This window comes from Nocardia sp. NPDC087230 (assembly GCF_044744725.1).
Classification (GTDB): Bacteria; Actinomycetota; Actinomycetes; order Mycobacteriales; family Mycobacteriaceae; genus Nocardia; species Nocardia canadensis.
This window is the reverse complement of sequence record NZ_JBIUYV010000007.1, coordinates 144,657-162,562: the sequence shown is the minus strand read 5'-3', so window position 1 is coordinate 162,562 and position 17,906 is coordinate 144,657. Positions and strand designations below refer to the sequence as shown.

Below are 17,906 nucleotides of genomic sequence, written 5' to 3'. Positions count from 1 at the left end.
GACGAGGGGTCGCCGCCACCGTGGGATCATGCGCGGTCGAGTGCGGCGGCCAGCACGGGTCCGATGGTGGTCAGGGCGCTCGGGCCGGTGATGTCCCAGTGGGTGGCGTCGACGGCGACATCGCGGATCTCGCCGTCGATGTGGTCGCGCCACGCCCCCGCGGCCCGGCCCGCGCCGCGGTCGTCGCGGCCCGCGGTGAAGAACAGCAGGTCGCCGTGGAAGACACGGGGGCGGTGCGCCGCGCCGATGACCTGGGCGTGCAGGATGCCCGCGAAGATCCGGTGTACCCGCTCGGCGGTCAGTTCCGTGAACGGTCCGGGCAGCTCGGCCACCAGTGCGACCGCGTCGTCGGGTGTGAATTCGCCGATGGGCGTGACCAACTCGTGGTCGGTACCGAACTGACCGAGCAGATCACCGACCGTCACCGGTGTCTGGCTGCGGTATTCGACGTCCCCGACGAAGGAGTCCAGCATGGCCAGTACCGTCACCCGCTCGCCCAGGTCCTGCAAGCGCACGGCCATGGCGTGGGCGATGACCCCGCCGACGCACCAGCCCAGCAGCCGGTACGGCCCGTGCGGCTGGACGGCCCTGATCCGCGCCACGTAGTCGGCGGCGAGCGCGTCCAGCGACTCCGGCAGCGGCGCCTCCTCGGCGATGGCCGGTGCCTGCAATCCATAGACCGGGCAGTCGAGTTCGCCGGTCAGCCCGGCGAAACTCCAGGCCAAACCGACCACCGGATGCACGCAGAACAGCGGTGCGCCGCGCCCCTGCCCGCGCAGGGCGAGCACCGGTGTCAGCAGGGAGGCGTCCTCGCCCGCCGTGTTCTCGGCGATGCGGCGGGCCAAGCCTGCCGGGGTGGGGTCGGTGAACAGCCACAGCAGCGGGAGGTCGGTGGCCAGCTCGGCCCGCAGACGCGCCACCACGCGGGTGGCGACCATCGAGTTGCCGCCGAGATCGAAGAACGAGTCGTCGGCGCCGACCCGGTCGCGGCCGAGGAGTTCGGCGTACACGGCGGCGACGCACTGTTCGACGGCGCCCGCCGGGGCACGGTAGGCGGCCGAACCGAACTCCGGGCTCGGCAGCGACGTGAGCGCGAGCTTGCCGTTCGCCGTCAGCGGCAGACTGTCGATGACGACGACCGCCGCCGGAATCTGATGCTCCGGCAGCCGGTCTCGCAGCTGGGCGCGGACCTCGGGGCCGCTGATCGCCTCACCGCCGCCGGGCACGACGTAGCCGATCAGCTGTCGTCCGGTCGCCGGATCGTCGCGCACCACCACGACCGCGGCGCCGATCCCCGGGCACTCCAGCAGCGCCACCTCGACTTCGGCCGGTTCGATGCGGTAGCCGCGGATCTTCACCTGGCGGTCCGCGCGACCGAAGTGCTCGAGCGTGCCCGCGCGGGTCCAGCGGCCGAGATCGCCCGAGCGATACAGGATGCCGCCCGCCACCGCGGGATCCGCGATGTAGCGGGTGGCGGTGAGGCCGGGCCGGTGCAGATAGCCCCGGGTCACCTGGGCACCGCCGACGTAGATCTCGCCCAGGACGCCGGTCGGCACCGGCCGCAGCCGATCGTCGAGCACCCGCACGATGAGCCCGTCGAACGGTCGGCCGACCGGGCTGCCCGCGCGATCGTGCGCGCCGGCGGCGAGGGTCGTGTGGGTGAGGTGCACGGTGGTCTCGGTGATGCCGAACATGTTGACCAGCTCGGGTCCGCCCGTGCCGTGCCGGTCGTACCAGGCGGCGAGTCGGCGCGGGTCGAGCGCCTCGCCGCCGAAGACGATGCGCCGCAGAGACAGTGGTGGAGCACCCGTGGCCCGTGCGTCGGCGTCGTCCAGCCCGGCGAAGGCCGACGGGGTCTGGCCGAGGATCGAGACCTGTTCGCGCACCAGGAGTTCCCGCAGGTGCTCGGGTGAGCGCGCGGTGTCCTGGTCCACCACCACCAGGGCCGCCCCGGTCGTGAGCGCACCCCACAGCTCCCACACCGAGAAGTCGAAGGCCGTCGCGTGGAACAGGGCCCAGACATCGGTGGACCGGGTCGACAGCACCCGCCGGGTCCGGTCGAGCATGGCGACGACCTCGCGATGTTGCACCGCGACGCCTTTCGGTGTGCCGGTCGTCCCGGAGGTATAGATCACGTAGGCGAGATCCGCCGCGTGGATCGTGCCGTCCGTTCCTGTGGCGAGCCGAGGCTGTGACCCGCGCACCGCGTCGGGCTCGCGCCGCGCACCGGTCGGCCGCCGATCTTCGGCGTCGACGTGCGCGCGGTGGGCGACACGATAGGCCGAGAGTGCCTGCGGCTCAGACGTATCCGACGAGGCGTCCCCACCGGACGTGCGGTGCGGCGGGCCCGGGTCGGTGTGACGGACCACGAGCCCTTCGGCGATCACGCACACCGGTCGCGCGTCGGCCAGCAGGTAGTCGATCCGCTCGCGGGGGTTCCCTGGGTCGAGGGGAACGTAGGCCGCGCCGCTGCGCACCACCGCGACGATCGCCACCACGAGCTCGGCCGAGCGCGGCACCACGACGGCGACCCGTCGCTCCGGCCCCGCCCCGTGCGCCACGAGTTCCCGGGCCAGGGCCGCGCTGCGGTCATCGAGGTCCTGATAGGTGAGGGTGGTCTCCCCCGCGCGCACGGCCACCGCGTGCCGGTGCCGATGCGCGGCGATGTCGAACAGATCGCGCAGCGTGCGGTGGTCGAGGCGGGTCACGACGGGTGCCGGCGCCGGGTCGACCAGCACGATGTCACCGACCGTCCGTCCCGGTTCGGCGGCGACCGCGCGGGCGATGCGCTCGATCGTCTCGGCGAACCGGGCGATGGTGTCGCGGTCGAACAGGTCGGTCGCGTAGGTGAGCGCCAGGCCCACGGTGTCGGCCGTCGGGTTCGACATCGTCAGCTGGAGGTCGAATTTCGCCGGTGTCGCGGTCGGCGCGACCGGTTCGACAACGAGCCCGCCGAGGTCGGCTCCGACCGCCTCGACCCGGGTCTCGGCGGTGAGCACGACCTGGAACAGCGGATGGTGGGCCCGGGTGCGCGGCGGATCGAGCGCCTCGACGACCCGTTCGAACGGAATGTCGGCGTTGGCCAGCGCGCCGAGGTCGATATCGCGGACCCGGGTGAGCAGCGCGGTGAAGGACTGCGCGAGATCGACGCTCGTGCGCAGCACCACCATCGCGACGAACATGCCGACGAGGTCGTCCAGTTCGGGGCCACCGCGCCCGGCCACCGGAGTGCCGATGGCGATATCGGAGCCAGCGCCCGATCGGGCCAGCGCGACCGCGAGCACGGCATGCACCACCATGAACTGGGTCGCGCCGTGCGCCACCGCGATCCGGCGCAGGGCGGCGGTGAGCTCGGCGTCGAGGGTGACCTCGTACAGCGCGCCGCGTCCGGAGGCCACCGGCGGGTGCGGACGGTCGACGGGCAGGGCCAGCCGGGGCGCCAGCCCGGACAGCCGAGCCCGCCAGTACCGCAGTTGACTGTCGAAGGTCGCCGCACCGGCGGGATCTGCCGACCACTCCTGGTGTGCCAGTGCGTAATCGGCGTAGGTGACGGGCAGCGGCGGCAGTTCCGGCGCCGAGTGCCGGAGCCGCGCGGCGTACGCGCCGAGCAGATCCCGCAGCAGGGGGCCCAGCGACCAGCCGTCGGCGCTGATGTGGTGCACGACCACGGTCAGCGCGTGGTCGTGGTCATCGAGCCTGAACAGCCTGGTGCGCAGCGGCAGGTCGACGGTGAGATCGAAACCGGCCGTAGCGAATTCGGCCACCATGTCCATGATTTCCGTGGAGCGCACCGGCACCGGGGTGAGGGTGGTGCGCGCGTGATCGATCGGGACGATGTGCTGAATACCGACGCCGTCCCGATCGGGGTAGCGGGTGCGCAGTGGTTCGTGCCGCGCGACCACATCGTCGAGGGCGGCGCGCAGCACGTCGATCGACAGCGGCCCACGCAGCCGCACCGTCAGCGCGATATTGTCCGCCGGCGAACGGTGGTCGATCCGGTTGAGCACCCACAGACGCTGCTGGGCAGGCGCCAGCGGCACCGGCTCCGGCCGGGCGCGCCGGGTCACCGGCGGTCGCGGCGCCGCCTGCGCCAGGTGGCGGATCGCGACGGCGAGCCGGGCCACCGTCGGTGCGTCGAACACGGTGCGCACCGGGATCTGCTTGCCGGTCGCCGCGCCGAGGCGCGCCCCGAGCTGGGCGGCGAGCAGCGAGTTCCCGCCGAGGGCGAAGAAGTCGTCCTGGGCGGCGACCGAGTCCACGCCCAGCAGGCCGGCCATGACCGTGCCGATCAGCCGCTCGACCGAATCCGTCGGCGCCGCACCGCCTCGGGAGGCGAACACCGGGGCGGGCAGCGCGGCGCGGTCGACCTTGCCCACCGGCGTCAACGGCAGCTCGTCGAGCACGATCACGGTCGCGGGCACCGCGTGCGCGGCGAGTCTGCTCCGCGCGAATGTCAGCAGCGCGCCGGTATCGACGGCCCGACCCGGCTCGGCCGTCACGTAACTCACCGGCACCCGCGCCCCCGCCGGGGTCTCCCACCCGGTGGTGATCGCCGAGCGGACCGCATCATGGCCGGTCAGGACGGCGTCGATCTCGCCCGGCTCGACGCGGACGCCGAGCACCTTGAGCTGGAAGTCGGTGCGGCCGAGGAACTCCAGGGCCGCCGCGTCACCGCGATGCGCGCGGACCAGATCACCCGTGCGGTACATCCGGGCGCCGGGCCGGCCGAAGGGATCGGCCACGAAGCGCGTCGCCGACGTCCCCGGCCTGCGCCGGTACCCGCGCGCCACACCGGGGCCGGTCAGGTAGAGCTCACCGGGCTCGCCGGGTGGCACGGGACGCAGGCGATCGTCCAGGATCATCGCCGACCAACCGTCGAACACCGTCCCGAGCACCACCGGCTCACCCGCGGACAGCGTTGTCGCGGTGACGAAGATCGTCGTCTCGGTCGGGCCGTAGGCGTTGACGTAGATCCGCCCCGGCGCCCATCGCGCCACCAGCGCCGGGTCCGAGACGTCACCGCCGACCACCAGCCCGCGCAGTGTCCCGTGGCGCGCCGGGTCGAGGGTGGCCAGCACCCCGGGGGTGAGCACGGCGTGGGTGACCGCCCGGTCGGCGATGAGCTCGTCGAGTTCACCACCACCGGTGATCTCCGGCGGCACGATGACCGCCGTCGCCCGGTGCGTGCACATCAGCATCAGCTCGAGCACGAACAGGTCGAAACCCGGTGAGCTGACCTGGAGGACGCGCGCCCGCTCGAACGAGCCGAGCCGCGCCGACACCGCCGCGACCAGCGTCGCGAGCCCGCGGTGGGTCACGGCGACCGACTTCGGCGCCCCGGTCGAGCCGGAGGTGTAGAGGACATAGGCGAGCTGGTCCAGGCGTGTCGGCGCGACCCGGTCGGCCTCGGTGAGCGGCGCCGGATCATGGCGCGCGCACCGCCGCGCGAAGTCGGGGTCGTCGAGCACCAGCCAGGTGATCCAGGTCGGCAGCTCGGCGAGCATCGACCGGGTGGTGATGCCGATGGTGGCGGCGGCATCGGCCAGCAGGTAGCGGCGCCGGGCCTGCGGCTGGCGCAGGTCCACCGGCAGGACGGCCGCACCGGTCGCGGCCACCGCCCACACCGCGCGCACCAGCTCCGCCGAGCGCGGCAGGGCCAGCACCACCACGGACTCGGGGCCGACCGCGTGCGTGATCAGCTCCCTGGCGAGCCGATGCGCCGCACCGGACAGGGTCGCGTAGGTCCAGCTCTCGTCGCCGTCGACGACGGCGATCCCCGCACCGGATCCGCCGCGATCGAGGATGTCACCGAGGGTGGCCTGTGGTCCGATCGCGGTCATGCTCCGATTAGATCGGCAACCGGATAGATCGGAAAACCCCGATTTCCATGGGCAAACCGCAGGTAGCAGCGTGATTGCTATCATGGCGGGCAGTGATCCATGACGTCGCGCCGTCTCGGCGCCGTTGCTCCGTCGCCGCTGTACGAGGAGGAAACATGGCTCAGGATTCCGAGGGTGCACCGATCCCGCCCGCGTCCGACAACGCCGCCGATCTGGACCTGCCGTGGGCCCCGCGCGACCATCCGTGGAGCGGACACCGCGCCGAGCACGACGCGCTCGAATGGGCCAAGGGCGATCCGCGGAAGCTGGCCGGAATCTATCTGTACCGGCAGCCCGGCGGTAACCCGGCGACCGAGGCCGACTACAAGTTCCCGGTCGCCGACATCATCGACGGACAGCCCACCCGCGTCTTCCACGCCGTCGCCAATGCCGCGGCCCGGCTCGACCAGGCCGATATCCCCGAGGCCGACCGTACCCGGGTCAAACACCGGATCAGCGAGCTGTACCGGGACGCGGCGAAGGCCTTCGACGACCCCGATCTGCGGGCGCCCTGGGATCGCTGAGTCAGCGCAGGCCGCGGAAGAACGCGCGGATGTCGCCGACCAGTAGCTCCGGCGCCTCCATCGCCGCGAAGTGCCCGCCCCGGTCGAACTCCGACCAGTGCACGATGTGGGCATTGCCTTCGGCGTAGCGGCGAATGGCGACGTCCTCGGCGAAGACCGCGACGCCGGTCGGCGTGGTCGACGGGGCGCTCGACCACGAGCGGGTGTGCGTGGCCTCGTAGTACAGGGCGGCCGAGGAACCCGCGGTGCCGGTGAGCCAGTAGAGCATCACATTGGTGAGCAGCCGATCTCGGTCCACGGCCGCCTCCGGGAGTCCGTCGGCCGGGAACGTCCACTCCTTGAACTTCTCCACGATCCACGCGAGCTGACCGATCGGTGAGTCGTGCAGACCGTAGGCGAGGGTCTGCGGCCGGGTCGCCTGGATCCGGAAGTAGCCACTGCCCTCGCCCTTGAACTGCGCGAGCCGGTCGAGCCGGGCCAGTTCGGCCACGGTCATCGTCGCCTTGTCCGCGTCGGTGACCGGCCCGAACGGCAGGAAGCCGACGGTCGCGGCATTGACGTGCACGCCGATCACCCGGTCCCCACCCGCCCGCCCGACCTCGGGGGTGATGAACGCGCCCCAGTCACCACCCTGCGCGCCGAACCGCTGGTAACCGAGCCTGGTCATGAGCTCGACCCAGGCCGCGGCGATCCTGGCCGGATTCCAGCCGGCGTCGGTCACCGGGCCGGAGAACCCGTACCCGGGCAGCGAGGGGATCACCAGATGGAAGGCGTCGTCGGGATCGCCGCCGTGGGCGCCGGGATCGGTGAGCGGCCCGATCACGTCCAGGAATTCGACGACCGACCCCGGCCAGCCGTGCGTGAGCAGCAGCGGTGTCGCGTCGGGCCGGGCCGAGCGCACATGCAGGAAATGGATGCGCTGGCCGTCGATCTCGGTGGTGAACTGCGGGAACGCGTTCAGTTCCGCCTCGGCCGCCCGCCAGTCGTAGGTGGTGCGCCAGTACTCGGCCAGTTCCCGCAGGTACCCCACCGGAACACCGCGGCTCCACTCGGCGCCCGGCTGCTCGGCGGGCCAGCGCGCGTCGGTCAGCCTGCGACGCAGATCGTCCAGGTCGCGCTGGGCGATGTCGATGCGGAAGGGAGTGATCGCGGTGCTCATCCCCGCGACGCTACGGACCGAACGCGATCTCGGGAACACCGTGTTCGCCGCCCACCGGAAATCGGTAGGCGGCGAGGCGGATTCGGCCGCGCGGGCTCAGGACGCGGGTTCGCTCAGAACTCCCAGTCCTCGTCCTCGGTATTGACCGCCTTGCCGATGACGTAGCTGGAACCCGAGCCGGAGAAGAAGTCGTGGTTCTCGTCGGCGTTGGGCGACAGCGCCGACAGGATCGCCGGGTTCACCTCGCACTCGTCCTTCGGGAACAGGCCCTCGTAGCCGAGGTTCATCAGCGCCTTGTTGGCGTTGTAGCGCAGGAACTTCTTGACGTCCTCGGTGAGGCCGACCTCGTCGTAGAGGTCCTGGGTGTAGTCGACCTCGTTGTCGTAGAGCTCGAAGAGCAGCTCGAAGGTGTAGTTCTTGAGCTCGTCGCGCTCGGCCTGGGAGACCAGCTCGAGGCCCTTCTGGTACTTGTAGCCGATGTAGTAGCCGTGCACGGCCTCGTCACGGATGATCAGGCGGATCATGTCGGCGGTGTTGGTCAGCTTGGCCCGCGAGGACCAGTGCATCGGCAGGTAGAAGCCGGAGTAGAACAGGAAGCTCTCCAGCAGGGTGGAGGCGACCTTGCGCTTGAGCGGGTCCTCGCCGTTGTAGTACGACAGGACGATCTCGGCCTTGCGCTGCAGGTTGCGGTTCTCCTCCGACCAGCGGAACGCCTCGTCGATCTCCTTCGACGAGCACAGCGTGGAGAAGATGGAGCTGTAGCTCTTGGCGTGCACCGACTCCATGAACGCGATGTTGGTGTACACCGCTTCCTCGTGCGGGGTGAGCGCATCGGGGATGAGCGAGACCGCGCCGACGGTGCCCTGGATGGTGTCCAGCAGCGTCAGGCCGGTGAAGACCCGCATGGTGAGCTGCTTCTCGTCGGGGGTCAGGGTGTTCCAGGAGGGGATGTCGTTGGACACCGGCACCTTCTCCGGTAGCCAGAAGTTGCCGGTCAGGCGATCCCAGACCTCGGCGTCCTTCTCATCGGGCACCCGATTCCAGTTGATGGCGCTGACCCGATCGATGAGCTTCATTCCGCCTCCACACCTTTCCGCCTGACCGTTGACCCGCACCGCCGCCGTGTACGAGCCCGTTCACCCTGAACACTACTCGTAGTGGGTGACATCTCCCGCCAACACAACAGCTTGTGTTGCAGCGCATCGAACCCCGCCGCTCCGACAGGACACCCGCGCCACACACGCGGCCCCTATTGTGCGGCACGACCGCCGCGGCACCACCATCGCACCGCCCGTGATTCGCCACATACGCGCGCGACCGCGTCCCCGCGTGAATCCGGCCACGCGAGGTGCCTTTGCATTCTCACCGGGCACCCGGCAAACTGCGGCTCGCGTGTCCCCGCACGGACACGCGATCACGACAGGGGGATCCACCATGCTCCGCCGGCTGCTCGGCACCACTGTCGCGGCACTTCGCCCGCGCCGGCTCGTACCGCTGATCGCCGTGGCGCTGACCGTGCTCGCGTGTCAGCGCGCGGGCACCCCGGACACCATGCCGACCGGCGGATTCTGGTCCACCGCAGCGGTTTCCGATCAGGAGAAGGCCACGGTGCTGCGCACGGTGCGGGCGATCGACGTGTGCGCGCTCATCCCGCGCGAGTCGGTGACGGGGCTCGGGACCGTGCGGGATGTGGAGAACGTGCACCCGAACCAGTGCCGAATGGGGATCGCGGTCGACGGGCACCTCACCGGGATCGACGCGACCTGGACCACCGGGGTGATGTTCTCCGGCGAACCGACCATGGACGCGCCGGTGACCGAGCAGGCCATGGGCGATGTGCGGGTCCTGTTCGACGACGAGCCGTCCGGCTCGGCCGACCCGCAGGTGCGCGGCAGCTGCCAGGTGTGGGCGCGGTTCGTCGCGGGCGCCGATCTGTCGATGAGCGTGCGGGCGCCGAAGGACGCGTGCGCCACCGCCGAGGCTCTGATGCGGATCGCGCTGACCGAATGGCGCACGGAGCCGGCGCAGGGCAGCTCGCCCGATTCGGACCGAACGGTGGTCACCGGCGCCGATCCGTGCGCGGTCGCGCCGCTGCTCGGCATCCGGGTGCCGGTGGCCGATCAGGGCGTCACCACGTGCCGGCTGGCCATCGACGGTCACCAGGCCATCATCACCTACGACTACAACGAGGAACGCTCGATCACCGACGACACCCCTGCCTTCATCGTGGGCGCGCGGCAGGTCTACCGATTCGACGCACCCGCCGCGCAGTCCGGCATCGCCTCGCTGACCGCGATCGTCGGCCCCACCATGGCGGCGGGCCCCACCGACGCGCTGCTCGGCCCCCGTGTGCCGACGGTCTCGGTCACCGCCGATTCGGGCGCCGCCGAGAAGATCATGCGCGAGACGCTGCCGCTGCTGAACTGACTCGCACCCGGTCACAACGTTCTGGGAACGACCGACGCGAGTTGTTTGCGGCCTGGTTGCCCCGACGGGCAGACTCGATGGTCGGGCGCGCGTCCGAGCCCGGATCCGTCGAGGACAGGGGTGCTGATGGACCGCAGGTTGGCGCTGGCCGCTGTCGCGTTGCTCGTCTGCGCCGGCTGCGGCGACGACTCGGCGCCCGACCACGAGAAGTTGCCGCCGCTCCCGCCGCCGGTGATGCCCGCTCCACCGCCGGAGTTCTGGTCGCAGGTCCCACGGGATCAGGCCGGGCGGGACGCGGTCGCCCAGGCGACCCGACAGGTCGACGTCTGCGCCGTGTTGCCCCGCGAGACCTTGGCACCGCTGGGCGACATCACCGGTGTCACCGTCGGCTTGGACTCGTGCCGGGCGATCCTGGGCAGCACCACCTCCGGCGAGGGCACCACCCTCATCTGGCACGCCACCCTGCTGCCCGGCCTGACCCCGAGCGCCCGGGGCGTGACCGAGCAGCTCGGTGACGTGACCGTGCGCTCGGTTCCCGACCGCGACGCGGGCGAGCCCCGCTCGTGCGGCGCGACCGCCCACTTCCCCTCCGGCGCCGCGTTCTACCTCGGCCTGTCGACACCGCCGGGGAAGAATCCGTGCACCGTCGCCGACGAGCTGGTCCCCGGCATGATCGACCGCTGGCGGCAATCGCCACCCCAGGGCACCTCCCCCGACACCGTGCCGACCGTGTTGCTCGGCGCCGATCCGTGCACGGTCCGCACGAAACTCGCCGACACCGTCCCCGACGACGAACAGCGTCTCACCCAGTGCCTGTTCGGTTACCGCGGCGAGAAGATCACCGTCGGCTACGAGTACCGGGTACCCGCTTACCTCGCCGCCAACAGCACCGAGGAACACATCGACGGCCGCGTCGTGCACCGCTCGGTCTCGGTCTACGACAACCGGATTCCGATCTACACCGCCGCCGTCGGCCCCGAGCTTCCGGCCGAATCCACCGCCTTCGGCCGCCGCATCCCGATCGTGGAGGTCGTCGCCGCCACCGACGACGTCGCCCGAGACGTGATGGCGCGCGCCCTCACCTTGTTCCCCCAGGGCTGACGGCGACCCGGGGCCCCGGGTCGCCGCGGCCCGGATCGGGTCAGATGCCGAGGACGAGCTTGGCGGTGGTGAAGTAGATGATCAGGCCGGTGGCGTCGACCAGGGTGGTGACCATCGGGGCCGAGACCACGGCGGGGTCGATGCGGAACTTCTTGGCCAGCAACGGCATCGTGCCGCCGATGGTGGCGGCCCAGCCGCAGATGATGACCAGGGTGATGGCGACGACGACGGCGATCTTGGGGCCGACGAACAGCGTGCCGATCAGCAGGCCGGCCGCGGCGAGCATGCTGCCGAGCACCAGGCCGACCCGGCATTCCCGCCAGATCACCTTGAACAGGTCCGACACCCGCACCTCGCCGACGGCCAGGGCGCGCACACACGCCGTCGCGGCCTGCGCGCCCGCATTGCCGCCCGCGCCGATCAGCAGCGGGATGAACAGCGCCAGGCTGGCCGCCTGCTCGAGCGTGGTGGAGAAGACGTCGGTGACGCTGACGGTCAGTGTGGCGGCGAACAACAGCAGCATCAGCCACAGCGCCCGGTAGCGCGCCAGCTGGAACACCTTGGCGGCCATGTAATGGCCCTCCCACGGCGCCGAACCGGCCTGCTTGGCCACGTCCTCGCTGTCGGCGGCCTCGAGCACCTCCATCGCGTCGTCGATGGTGAGCAGCCCGACGACCCGGTCCTCGCTGTCGACGACGACCAGATTGATGTCGTTGGTGGAGCTCATCAGGCGCGCGGCCTTCTCGGCGGAGTCGGTGGCCCGCGCGAACGCGGGTTCGGTGACGACCAGCTCCGACACCATCGCCTCCGGCGCGTGCAGGACCAGCTCGCGCAGTTCGACGATGCCGGTGAGCCGACGACCACAGTCGACGACCGGCAGGGTGTACACCGTCTCGGCGTTGCCGCCCTTGGCGCGCACCCAGGCCAGCGCCTGCGCGACGGTCAGATTATCCGGCAGCGCGACGACTTCCGGCGTCATGTACAGCCCGACCGAGCCCTCCGGGTAGCCCAGCAGCGCGGCGGTCATCCGGCGCTCGCGCGGGCTCAGCCCGGCCAGCACCTTCTTGGCGACCTTGGCGGGCGCCTCGTGCAGCATGCGGGCGCGGTCGTCGGGGTCCATCGCCTCGACCAGATCGCGAAAGCTCTTCTCGCGCAGGCCCTGCAGGATCTGCTGCTGGTCGACCGGCTCGAGTTCCTCGAACACGGTGATCGCGCGATCCTTGTCGAGCAGCCGGAACACGACGCCCGCCTGCACGGCGTCCATCCGGGCCAGCGCGTCGGCGATGACATGCGGCGGGCGGTTGTCGAGCCACTCCATGGCGCCGTCGACCCGGTGGGTCTCGACGAGGTGGCGCACCGATTCCGACAGGATCTCCAGCGCCTCGGTCACCGAATGATCATCGGCGCCGGAGCGGTGGTGCTGCTGCGGCGAATCCGCTTCCGGCACAGCGGAATCGGCGGCTACGTGACGGGCTTCGACGAGGTCGATCTGCGACATGGGAGAGTCCTCTGGCGCGACAGCGCGCATGCCTGCGGCCTGGCCGCGGGGATGCTACGTGAGTGAATCGGGAGACGGTGTTGTCCACCGCGGGCGTCCACCGCCACAGCCGTCACGCACAGCCGAAGGAAATCGACCGGGAATCAGCGAGAGAGCGAAGGGGCGACGCCGCGCGGCCTTCGACTGGGGGGTTCGCTGCGCATCGCAACACCACCTCCTCGTCGTCGCTGCAGGCCATCGCCAGTGCAGATCGCTCGGAGTACCCACCCGGGCACACCCTTCCACCTGCAGGGTACATGCGGAGCCCAGACGTTTCATCTTTACACCGACGTACCACTGGTCACAGTGACCTCGATCACATCGCGGGCGGCAATCCGGCGACCACCGTGTCGACCGCCTGCTCGGCAAGGCGCCACACCTCGGCGCGATCGAGATGGCGCAGCGGCCCCCGCAACGCCAGCTCGGCGAAGCCGTGCACGGTGGACCAGCAGCTCCAGGTCGCCGCCGGACGAGCGACGGGCGCCAGATCACCGACGTGGACCATCATGTCGAGCGCGTCGGCGAGGGCCAGGTAGGCGGGCGAGTCGAGCACCGACTCCGGCGAGGTGTCGCCCGCGCCGAAGAACGCGACGGCGAACCAGCCCGGCTCGGCCAGCGCGAAGGCGATATAGCCGAGGCCGACGGCGCGCAGGCTGTCGCGCGGGGTGGCCAGGCGCCGGTCGGTGGCCATCCCGGTCGCCATCGCGGCCTCGATCGCCGCCGACACCGCGCGCAGCAGCGCCTGCCGGTCCGGAAAGTGCCGGTAGGCGGCGTTCGGCGTGACGCCGACCCGGCGGGTGACCTCGCGGATCGTCAGCGCGTCGGGACCACCGGCCCGGGTGAGCTCCAGCCCGGCCTCGACGAGCGCGGCGGCGAGATCGCCGTGGTGATACGCCAACCCTTGAGCTCCCTCCGACCGAAGTGTACGGTGTGAACATATCAAATGTGCACGCCGTACACATTCAAGGAGTGGCCCTCATGACCGCATTGCCGACCATCGTCGATCGCGACACCTGGCAGGCCGAACTCGACAAGCTCCGGATCAGAGAGAAGGCCGCGACGCGCGAACTCGACGCCGTCGCCGCGCAGCGACGGCGCCTGCCCGCCGTCGAACTGCCCCCGTACACGCTCGAAGCCGAAGACGGGAGCGCTGTTCCGCTCGCCGAGGTCTTCGACGGGAAGTCCCAGCTGATCACCTATCACCACATGTGGACCGACGGAAACACCTGGCAGTGCCCCGGCTGCACCGGCCTCACCGCGCAGTACGCCCGGCTGGACTTCCTCGCCGCCTACGACGCGCGCTTCGTCATCGTGACCCAGGGCCCGATCGAGGAGGCTCTCGCCTACAAGCGCCGCGTCGGCAACACGATGACGTGGTACTCCACCCACGACAGCCCGTTCGGCACCGACATGGGCGCGGGCCCGGGCGCGGGCCCGGGCGCGGGCTTCGCGGTCAACACCTTCCTGCGCGACGGCGACACCGTCTACCGCAGCTGGCACACCGACGGCCGCGGCACCGAACAGCTCGCCTACACCTTCGGCCTGATCGACGCGCTCCCCTACGGCAGGCAGGAGGAATGGCAGGACAGCCCCGAGGGCTGGCCGCAGTCACCGACCTACAGCCGCTGGCCCAGCTCCCACGACATCGCCGCCTCCTACGGCGACCCGAACGCCTGACCCGCCGCGTAGAGATCCGCGCGGATCACCCGCTCGACCGCGGGCCAGTCCGGCGTGTGACACAGCCAGTCCGGCGCGGGGGCGGCCTGCGCGCCGAACAGGTACAGCCGCGGCACCAGCCCGCGCAGCGCCGCGTGCACGTCGAGGCGGTCGTCGATCATGTGAGTGATGCCCAACTCCGCGCAGTGCGGCGCCTTGTCGGCGCGGGTGCGACAGAACCGCAGGTGCTCGCGCGGGATGCCGGTGCGCGCGGCGAAATCGTGGTGATCGAGCCACTGCCTGGTGCGTTCCTCGATCCGCGGGCCGCATTTGGAGATCACCCAGGCGTTGCCGCCGAAGCGGGTCACCAGGCGGGCCAGCGCGTCGAAGGCGTGCGGAGTGGGCGGGGTACTCATCGCCTCGGCGAAGCCGCCGGACAGGAAGACCGTGTCCGCGGCACCCGGCGCGAGCGCCGCCCCCTGGATGACCCGGCCGAAGTCCACGCCGAGGCGTGGTTGTCGCATATCGTTCATACGGCTATCAGCATGCCCGCCCGCGACGGCCTCGCCAAGCGAATAACCGCCGGTCCGGGATTCAGCGCGCCGAGCGTTCAATAGTTGCCTCGGTGCGCGGCAGTGGGAAAAGTGGGCAGGGCAGCCGCGGTGCGAGGCGCCGCGACCTCCGGCTCGATCATCACACTGAGGAGAATCACGTGCGCTTCGGCATCTTCGTCCCCCAGGGCTGGCGGCTCGACCTGGTCGGTATCGAACCGGCGGACCAGTGGGCGGTGATGCGCGAGCTCGCCCAGCGGTTCGATACGGGCACCGACTGGGAATCCCTCTGGGTCTACGACCACTTCCACACCGTGCCGGTGCCGACCAACGAGGCCACCCACGAGGCGTGGACCCTGATGTCGGCGTTCGCGGCCAGCACCTCCCGCGTGCGGCTCGGGCAGATGTGTACCGCCATGAGCTACCGCAACCCCGCCTACCTGGCCAAGGTGGCCGCCACCGTCGACCTGATCTCGGGCGGCCGGGTGGAGATGGGCATCGGCGGCGGGTGGTACGAACACGAGTGGCGCGCTTACGGTTACGGCTTCCCGCCGGCCGGTGAGCGACTCGGCCGCCTGGACGAGGGTGTGCAGATCTTCCGACAGGCCTGGCGGACCGGCCGGGCCACCCTCGACGGGAAGTACTACCAGGTCGACGACGCGATCGTGCACCCGAAGCCGTTGCAGGAGAACGGCATTCCGATCTGGATCGCCGGTGGCGGCGAGAAGAAGACGCTGCGGATCGCCGCGACGTACGCCGACTACACCAACTTCAGTGGCGAACCGGCGGAATTCACCCGCAAGTCGGAGATCCTGCGCCGGCACTGCGCCGAGGTCGGCACCGATTTCGACGCGATCACCCGCAGCGCCAACTTCAACGCCATCATCGGCAGCACCGAATCCGAAGTCCAGGAACGCCTTTCCGCCGTCATCGACCGCTACACCCCGTTCCTGGGCGCCGACGAGGCCAAGGCCCGCGTGCACGAGCAGTTCGACACCAGCGCCGCCGTCGGCACCCCCGAGCAGATCATCGAACGCCTCACCGCCGTCCAGGATCTCGGCCTCGACTACGCCATCTGCAACTTCCCCGAGGCCGCCTACGACACCTCCGGCATCGAACTCTTCGAACGCGAAGTCCTGCCCGCCCTCCGCTGAACCACCCGGGCCCCCGCGATCGCTTCGCCGACCCACAGGAGCGACGCGGGGGCGGATCGAGCTCGCCGCTCCGGCGAGCCGCCCGCACCACCTCGGTCGGTCTCGACATCCCACAGCTGCTCCCCGTCGCCGTGGCGCCCGGTGATGCGCTGGTCGGCGATGTTGCTGACGGTCGTCGTCGCATCGACGGACGCCGCCCCGAGGTCGGTCCCCACCGGGCCCCGACATCTCCTCCGGCCGTGGCGATTCCACTTGTGTGGCCTTGACCACATCGGCAGTCCGACGCTATGGTCTCACGCCAGTACTTGGACGTGCGTTCAGTTGGACGCATGTCTACCAGTGGATCGAGGAACACTGATGGCGAGAGCGGGCATTCGACGGCGGCGAGGGCCGGGGCGATCGCCGAGGTGGGTGGCGGCGTTCGCGCTGGCGATCGGCATGATCGTGAGCGGCGCGATCGCGCCCGCGAGTGCGGAGCCGGGAGTGACACCGCTGCGGGCGCAGGGGGCGGCACTGGTGGACGGATTCGGGCGGACCGTGCTGCTGCACGGAGTGAACACCGTCGACAAGGACGCGCCGTATCTGCAACCCGGTGACGGGTTCGCCCTGAGCGACGACGCGGCGGCGCTGCTCGCCCGGCACGGGTTCAACACCGTGCGGCTCGGGGTGTCCTTCGACGCACTGATGCCGACCGAGGGCGTGGTCGACACGGCCTATCTCGATCGCGTCGAGGCGGTGGTGGATACCCTCGCCGCACACGGGATCTACACCCTGCTCGACAATCATCAGGACGGGTTGTCGCAGATCTGGGGCGGCAACGGCTTTCCCGAGTGGGCGATCCGGGCCAGGCCGGGCGACGGCGAGCCGAATCCCGGCTTCCCGCTGTACTACCTGATGCCGAGCATGAACGCCGGGTGGGACGAGGTCTGGAACAACACCTACGGCGTCCTCGATCATCTCGGGACCGCCCTCGGCGCCCTCGCCGAGCGGATGAACGGGCGCGCGAGCGTGCTCGGGATCGAACTGCTCAACGAACCCTGGCCCGGCACAACGTTTCTCACCTGCTTCCCGGACGGCTGCCCGGACTTCGACGCCGAGTACCAGCGCGCGCTGCAACGGCTGACCGACGCGGTGCGGGCGCGCAACGGCGCGGTGCCGGTGTTCTGGGAGCCGAACGTGACCTGGAACGAGACGATGCCCAGCCATCTGGGCAAGAATCCGCCGATCACCAGCCCGAACATCGTGTTCTCCCCGCACGACTACTGCATCCCCAGCCAGCTCGCCATCTACCTCGGACTGTCCGAGGAACTGCGGGCGGTGTGCCCGGTGCAGCAGGACAAGACCTGGTCCAACATCGACTCCTTCACCGACCGCACCGACATCCCCACCCTCGTCACCGAATTCGGTGACGGCGACCCGACCGTGTTGCGCAACACCACGACCCGCGCCGACGAGCGCTTCATCGGCTGGCACTACTGGCATTTCCGCGGCACCGGTGCCGACCCCTTCCACGGTGATCTCGGCCGCGAACTGGTCCGCACCTACCCTCGCGCCACCGCGGGCATCCCGGAGGCGATGGTGTTCGATTCGGCGACCGGCGATTTCGCCTATCGCTACCGGCCGGCAGCCGCGTCGGCCCCGACCGAGATCTATGTCTCCGACCTGGCCCTGCCCGACACCTACGAGGTACAGGTCAGCGGCGGCCGGGTGACCTCGTCGACCGGAGCGCGGGTGGTCACCGTGGAAGCCGACGGCACCGCACCGGTCACCGTCCGCATCCACCGCCCCGGATCACAGGGTGCCGAGTTGCCCGACGGCAGCGGCACCGGCTCGGCATCGGGCCTGCCACGCATCCTCACCGGTTCGGCGGGGTAGTCGTGTCGTCGCTGCGCCGCCACTTCCCCGGCAGCGCAGCGAC

At 70.6% G+C, this 17,906-nt stretch carries 12 protein-coding genes; 6 read left to right on the top strand and 6 right to left on the bottom strand.

Going from position 1 to position 17,906, the window contains the following annotated elements; all coding sequences use genetic code 11:
* Positions 1-26 precede the first annotated feature (26 nt).
* A complete protein-coding gene (locus tag ACIO52_RS23740) occupies positions 27-5,840 on the bottom strand; it encodes an amino acid adenylation domain-containing protein (RefSeq protein ID WP_402646857.1) in 5,814 nt (1,937 codons plus the stop codon).
* A 155-nt stretch (positions 5,841-5,995) separates the two neighbouring features.
* On the opposite strand from ACIO52_RS23740, the gene ACIO52_RS23735 reads away from it, so the two are divergent.
* Positions 5,996-6,403: a hypothetical protein gene (locus tag ACIO52_RS23735; protein ID WP_218716695.1), complete on the top strand. Its 408-nt coding sequence runs from the start codon at positions 5,996-5,998 to the stop codon at positions 6,401-6,403.
* Between the two features lies 1 nt (position 6,404).
* Here ACIO52_RS23735 and ACIO52_RS23730 read toward each other — a convergent pair whose 3' ends face one another.
* Both ACIO52_RS23730 and nrdF read right to left on the bottom strand, forming a co-directional pair.
* Positions 6,405-7,562, bottom strand: coding sequence for an epoxide hydrolase family protein (locus tag ACIO52_RS23730; protein WP_402646853.1), 1,158 nt, complete (start codon positions 7,560-7,562; stop codon positions 6,405-6,407).
* Positions 7,563-7,675: 113 nt separating this feature from the next.
* Positions 7,676-8,638, bottom strand: coding sequence for a class 1b ribonucleoside-diphosphate reductase subunit beta (nrdF, locus tag ACIO52_RS23725; protein ID WP_019048442.1), 963 nt, complete (start codon positions 8,636-8,638; stop codon positions 7,676-7,678).
* A gap of 358 nt (positions 8,639-8,996) precedes the next feature.
* On the opposite strand from nrdF, the gene ACIO52_RS23720 reads away from it, so the two are divergent.
* Both ACIO52_RS23720 and ACIO52_RS23715 read left to right on the top strand, forming a co-directional pair.
* Positions 8,997-9,989: a hypothetical protein gene (locus tag ACIO52_RS23720; protein WP_402646850.1), complete on the top strand. Its 993-nt coding sequence runs from the start codon at positions 8,997-8,999 to the stop codon at positions 9,987-9,989.
* Positions 9,990-10,115: 126 nt separating this feature from the next.
* Positions 10,116-11,090, top strand: coding sequence for a peptidase (locus tag ACIO52_RS23715; protein WP_402646847.1), 975 nt, complete (start codon positions 10,116-10,118; stop codon positions 11,088-11,090).
* 40 nt (positions 11,091-11,130) lie between these two features.
* Here ACIO52_RS23715 and mgtE read toward each other — a convergent pair whose 3' ends face one another.
* Together mgtE and ACIO52_RS23705 are read right to left on the bottom strand one after the other, a co-directional pair.
* Positions 11,131-12,588 (bottom strand): magnesium transporter, encoded by a 1,458-nt coding sequence (gene mgtE / locus ACIO52_RS23710; protein ID WP_402646844.1) that lies wholly within the window; start codon positions 12,586-12,588, stop codon positions 11,131-11,133.
* A 355-nt stretch (positions 12,589-12,943) separates the two neighbouring features.
* Complete coding sequence (locus ACIO52_RS23705) at positions 12,944-13,525, bottom strand: TetR/AcrR family transcriptional regulator (RefSeq protein WP_402646842.1); 582 nt, start codon at positions 13,523-13,525, stop codon at positions 12,944-12,946.
* 80 nt (positions 13,526-13,605) lie between these two features.
* Here ACIO52_RS23705 and ACIO52_RS23700 point away from each other — a divergent pair, with 80 nt between their 5' ends.
* Positions 13,606-14,304, top strand: coding sequence for a DUF899 family protein (locus ACIO52_RS23700; RefSeq protein WP_402646839.1), 699 nt, complete (start codon positions 13,606-13,608; stop codon positions 14,302-14,304).
* On the opposite strand, the gene ACIO52_RS23695 is transcribed toward ACIO52_RS23700, so the two are convergent.
* A complete protein-coding gene (locus ACIO52_RS23695) occupies positions 14,283-14,816 on the bottom strand; it encodes a hypothetical protein (protein ID WP_402646836.1) in 534 nt (177 codons plus the stop codon). The genes ACIO52_RS23700 and ACIO52_RS23695 overlap by 22 nt on opposite strands.
* A 179-nt stretch (positions 14,817-14,995) precedes the next feature.
* On the opposite strand from ACIO52_RS23695, the gene ACIO52_RS23690 reads away from it, so the two are divergent.
* On the top strand, positions 14,996-15,988 hold the full coding sequence (locus tag ACIO52_RS23690) for an LLM class F420-dependent oxidoreductase (RefSeq protein WP_402646833.1): 993 nt from the start codon (positions 14,996-14,998) through the stop codon (positions 15,986-15,988).
* Positions 15,989-16,426: 438 nt separating this feature from the next.
* A complete protein-coding gene (locus ACIO52_RS23685; protein ID WP_402646997.1) occupies positions 16,427-17,863 on the top strand; it encodes a cellulase family glycosylhydrolase in 1,437 nt (478 codons plus the stop codon).
* Positions 17,864-17,906 lie beyond the last annotated feature (43 nt).

What these genes read in the sequence shown, in the direction of transcription:
- ACIO52_RS23715 (WP_402646847.1), top strand. Translation starts at nt 10,116, where the DNA reads ATGGACCGCAGGTTGGCGCTGGCCGCTGTCGCGTTGCTCGTCTGCGCC.
- ACIO52_RS23695 (WP_402646836.1), bottom strand. Translation starts at nt 14,816, where the DNA reads ATGAACGATATGCGACAACCACGCCTCGGCGTGGACTTCGGCCGGGTC.
- ACIO52_RS23720 (WP_402646850.1), top strand. Translation starts at nt 8,997, where the DNA reads ATGCTCCGCCGGCTGCTCGGCACCACTGTCGCGGCACTTCGCCCGCGC.
- ACIO52_RS23730 (WP_402646853.1), bottom strand. Translation starts at nt 7,562, where the DNA reads ATGAGCACCGCGATCACTCCCTTCCGCATCGACATCGCCCAGCGCGAC.
- nrdF (WP_019048442.1), bottom strand. Translation starts at nt 8,638, where the DNA reads ATGAAGCTCATCGATCGGGTCAGCGCCATCAACTGGAATCGGGTGCCC.
- ACIO52_RS23740 (WP_402646857.1), bottom strand. Translation starts at nt 5,840, where the DNA reads ATGACCGCGATCGGACCACAGGCCACCCTCGGTGACATCCTCGATCGC.
- ACIO52_RS23700 (WP_402646839.1), top strand. Translation starts at nt 13,606, where the DNA reads ATGACCGCATTGCCGACCATCGTCGATCGCGACACCTGGCAGGCCGAA.
- ACIO52_RS23685 (WP_402646997.1), top strand. Translation starts at nt 16,427, where the DNA reads ATGATCGTGAGCGGCGCGATCGCGCCCGCGAGTGCGGAGCCGGGAGTG.
- ACIO52_RS23735 (WP_218716695.1), top strand. Translation starts at nt 5,996, where the DNA reads ATGGCTCAGGATTCCGAGGGTGCACCGATCCCGCCCGCGTCCGACAAC.
- mgtE (WP_402646844.1), bottom strand. Translation starts at nt 12,588, where the DNA reads ATGTCGCAGATCGACCTCGTCGAAGCCCGTCACGTAGCCGCCGATTCC.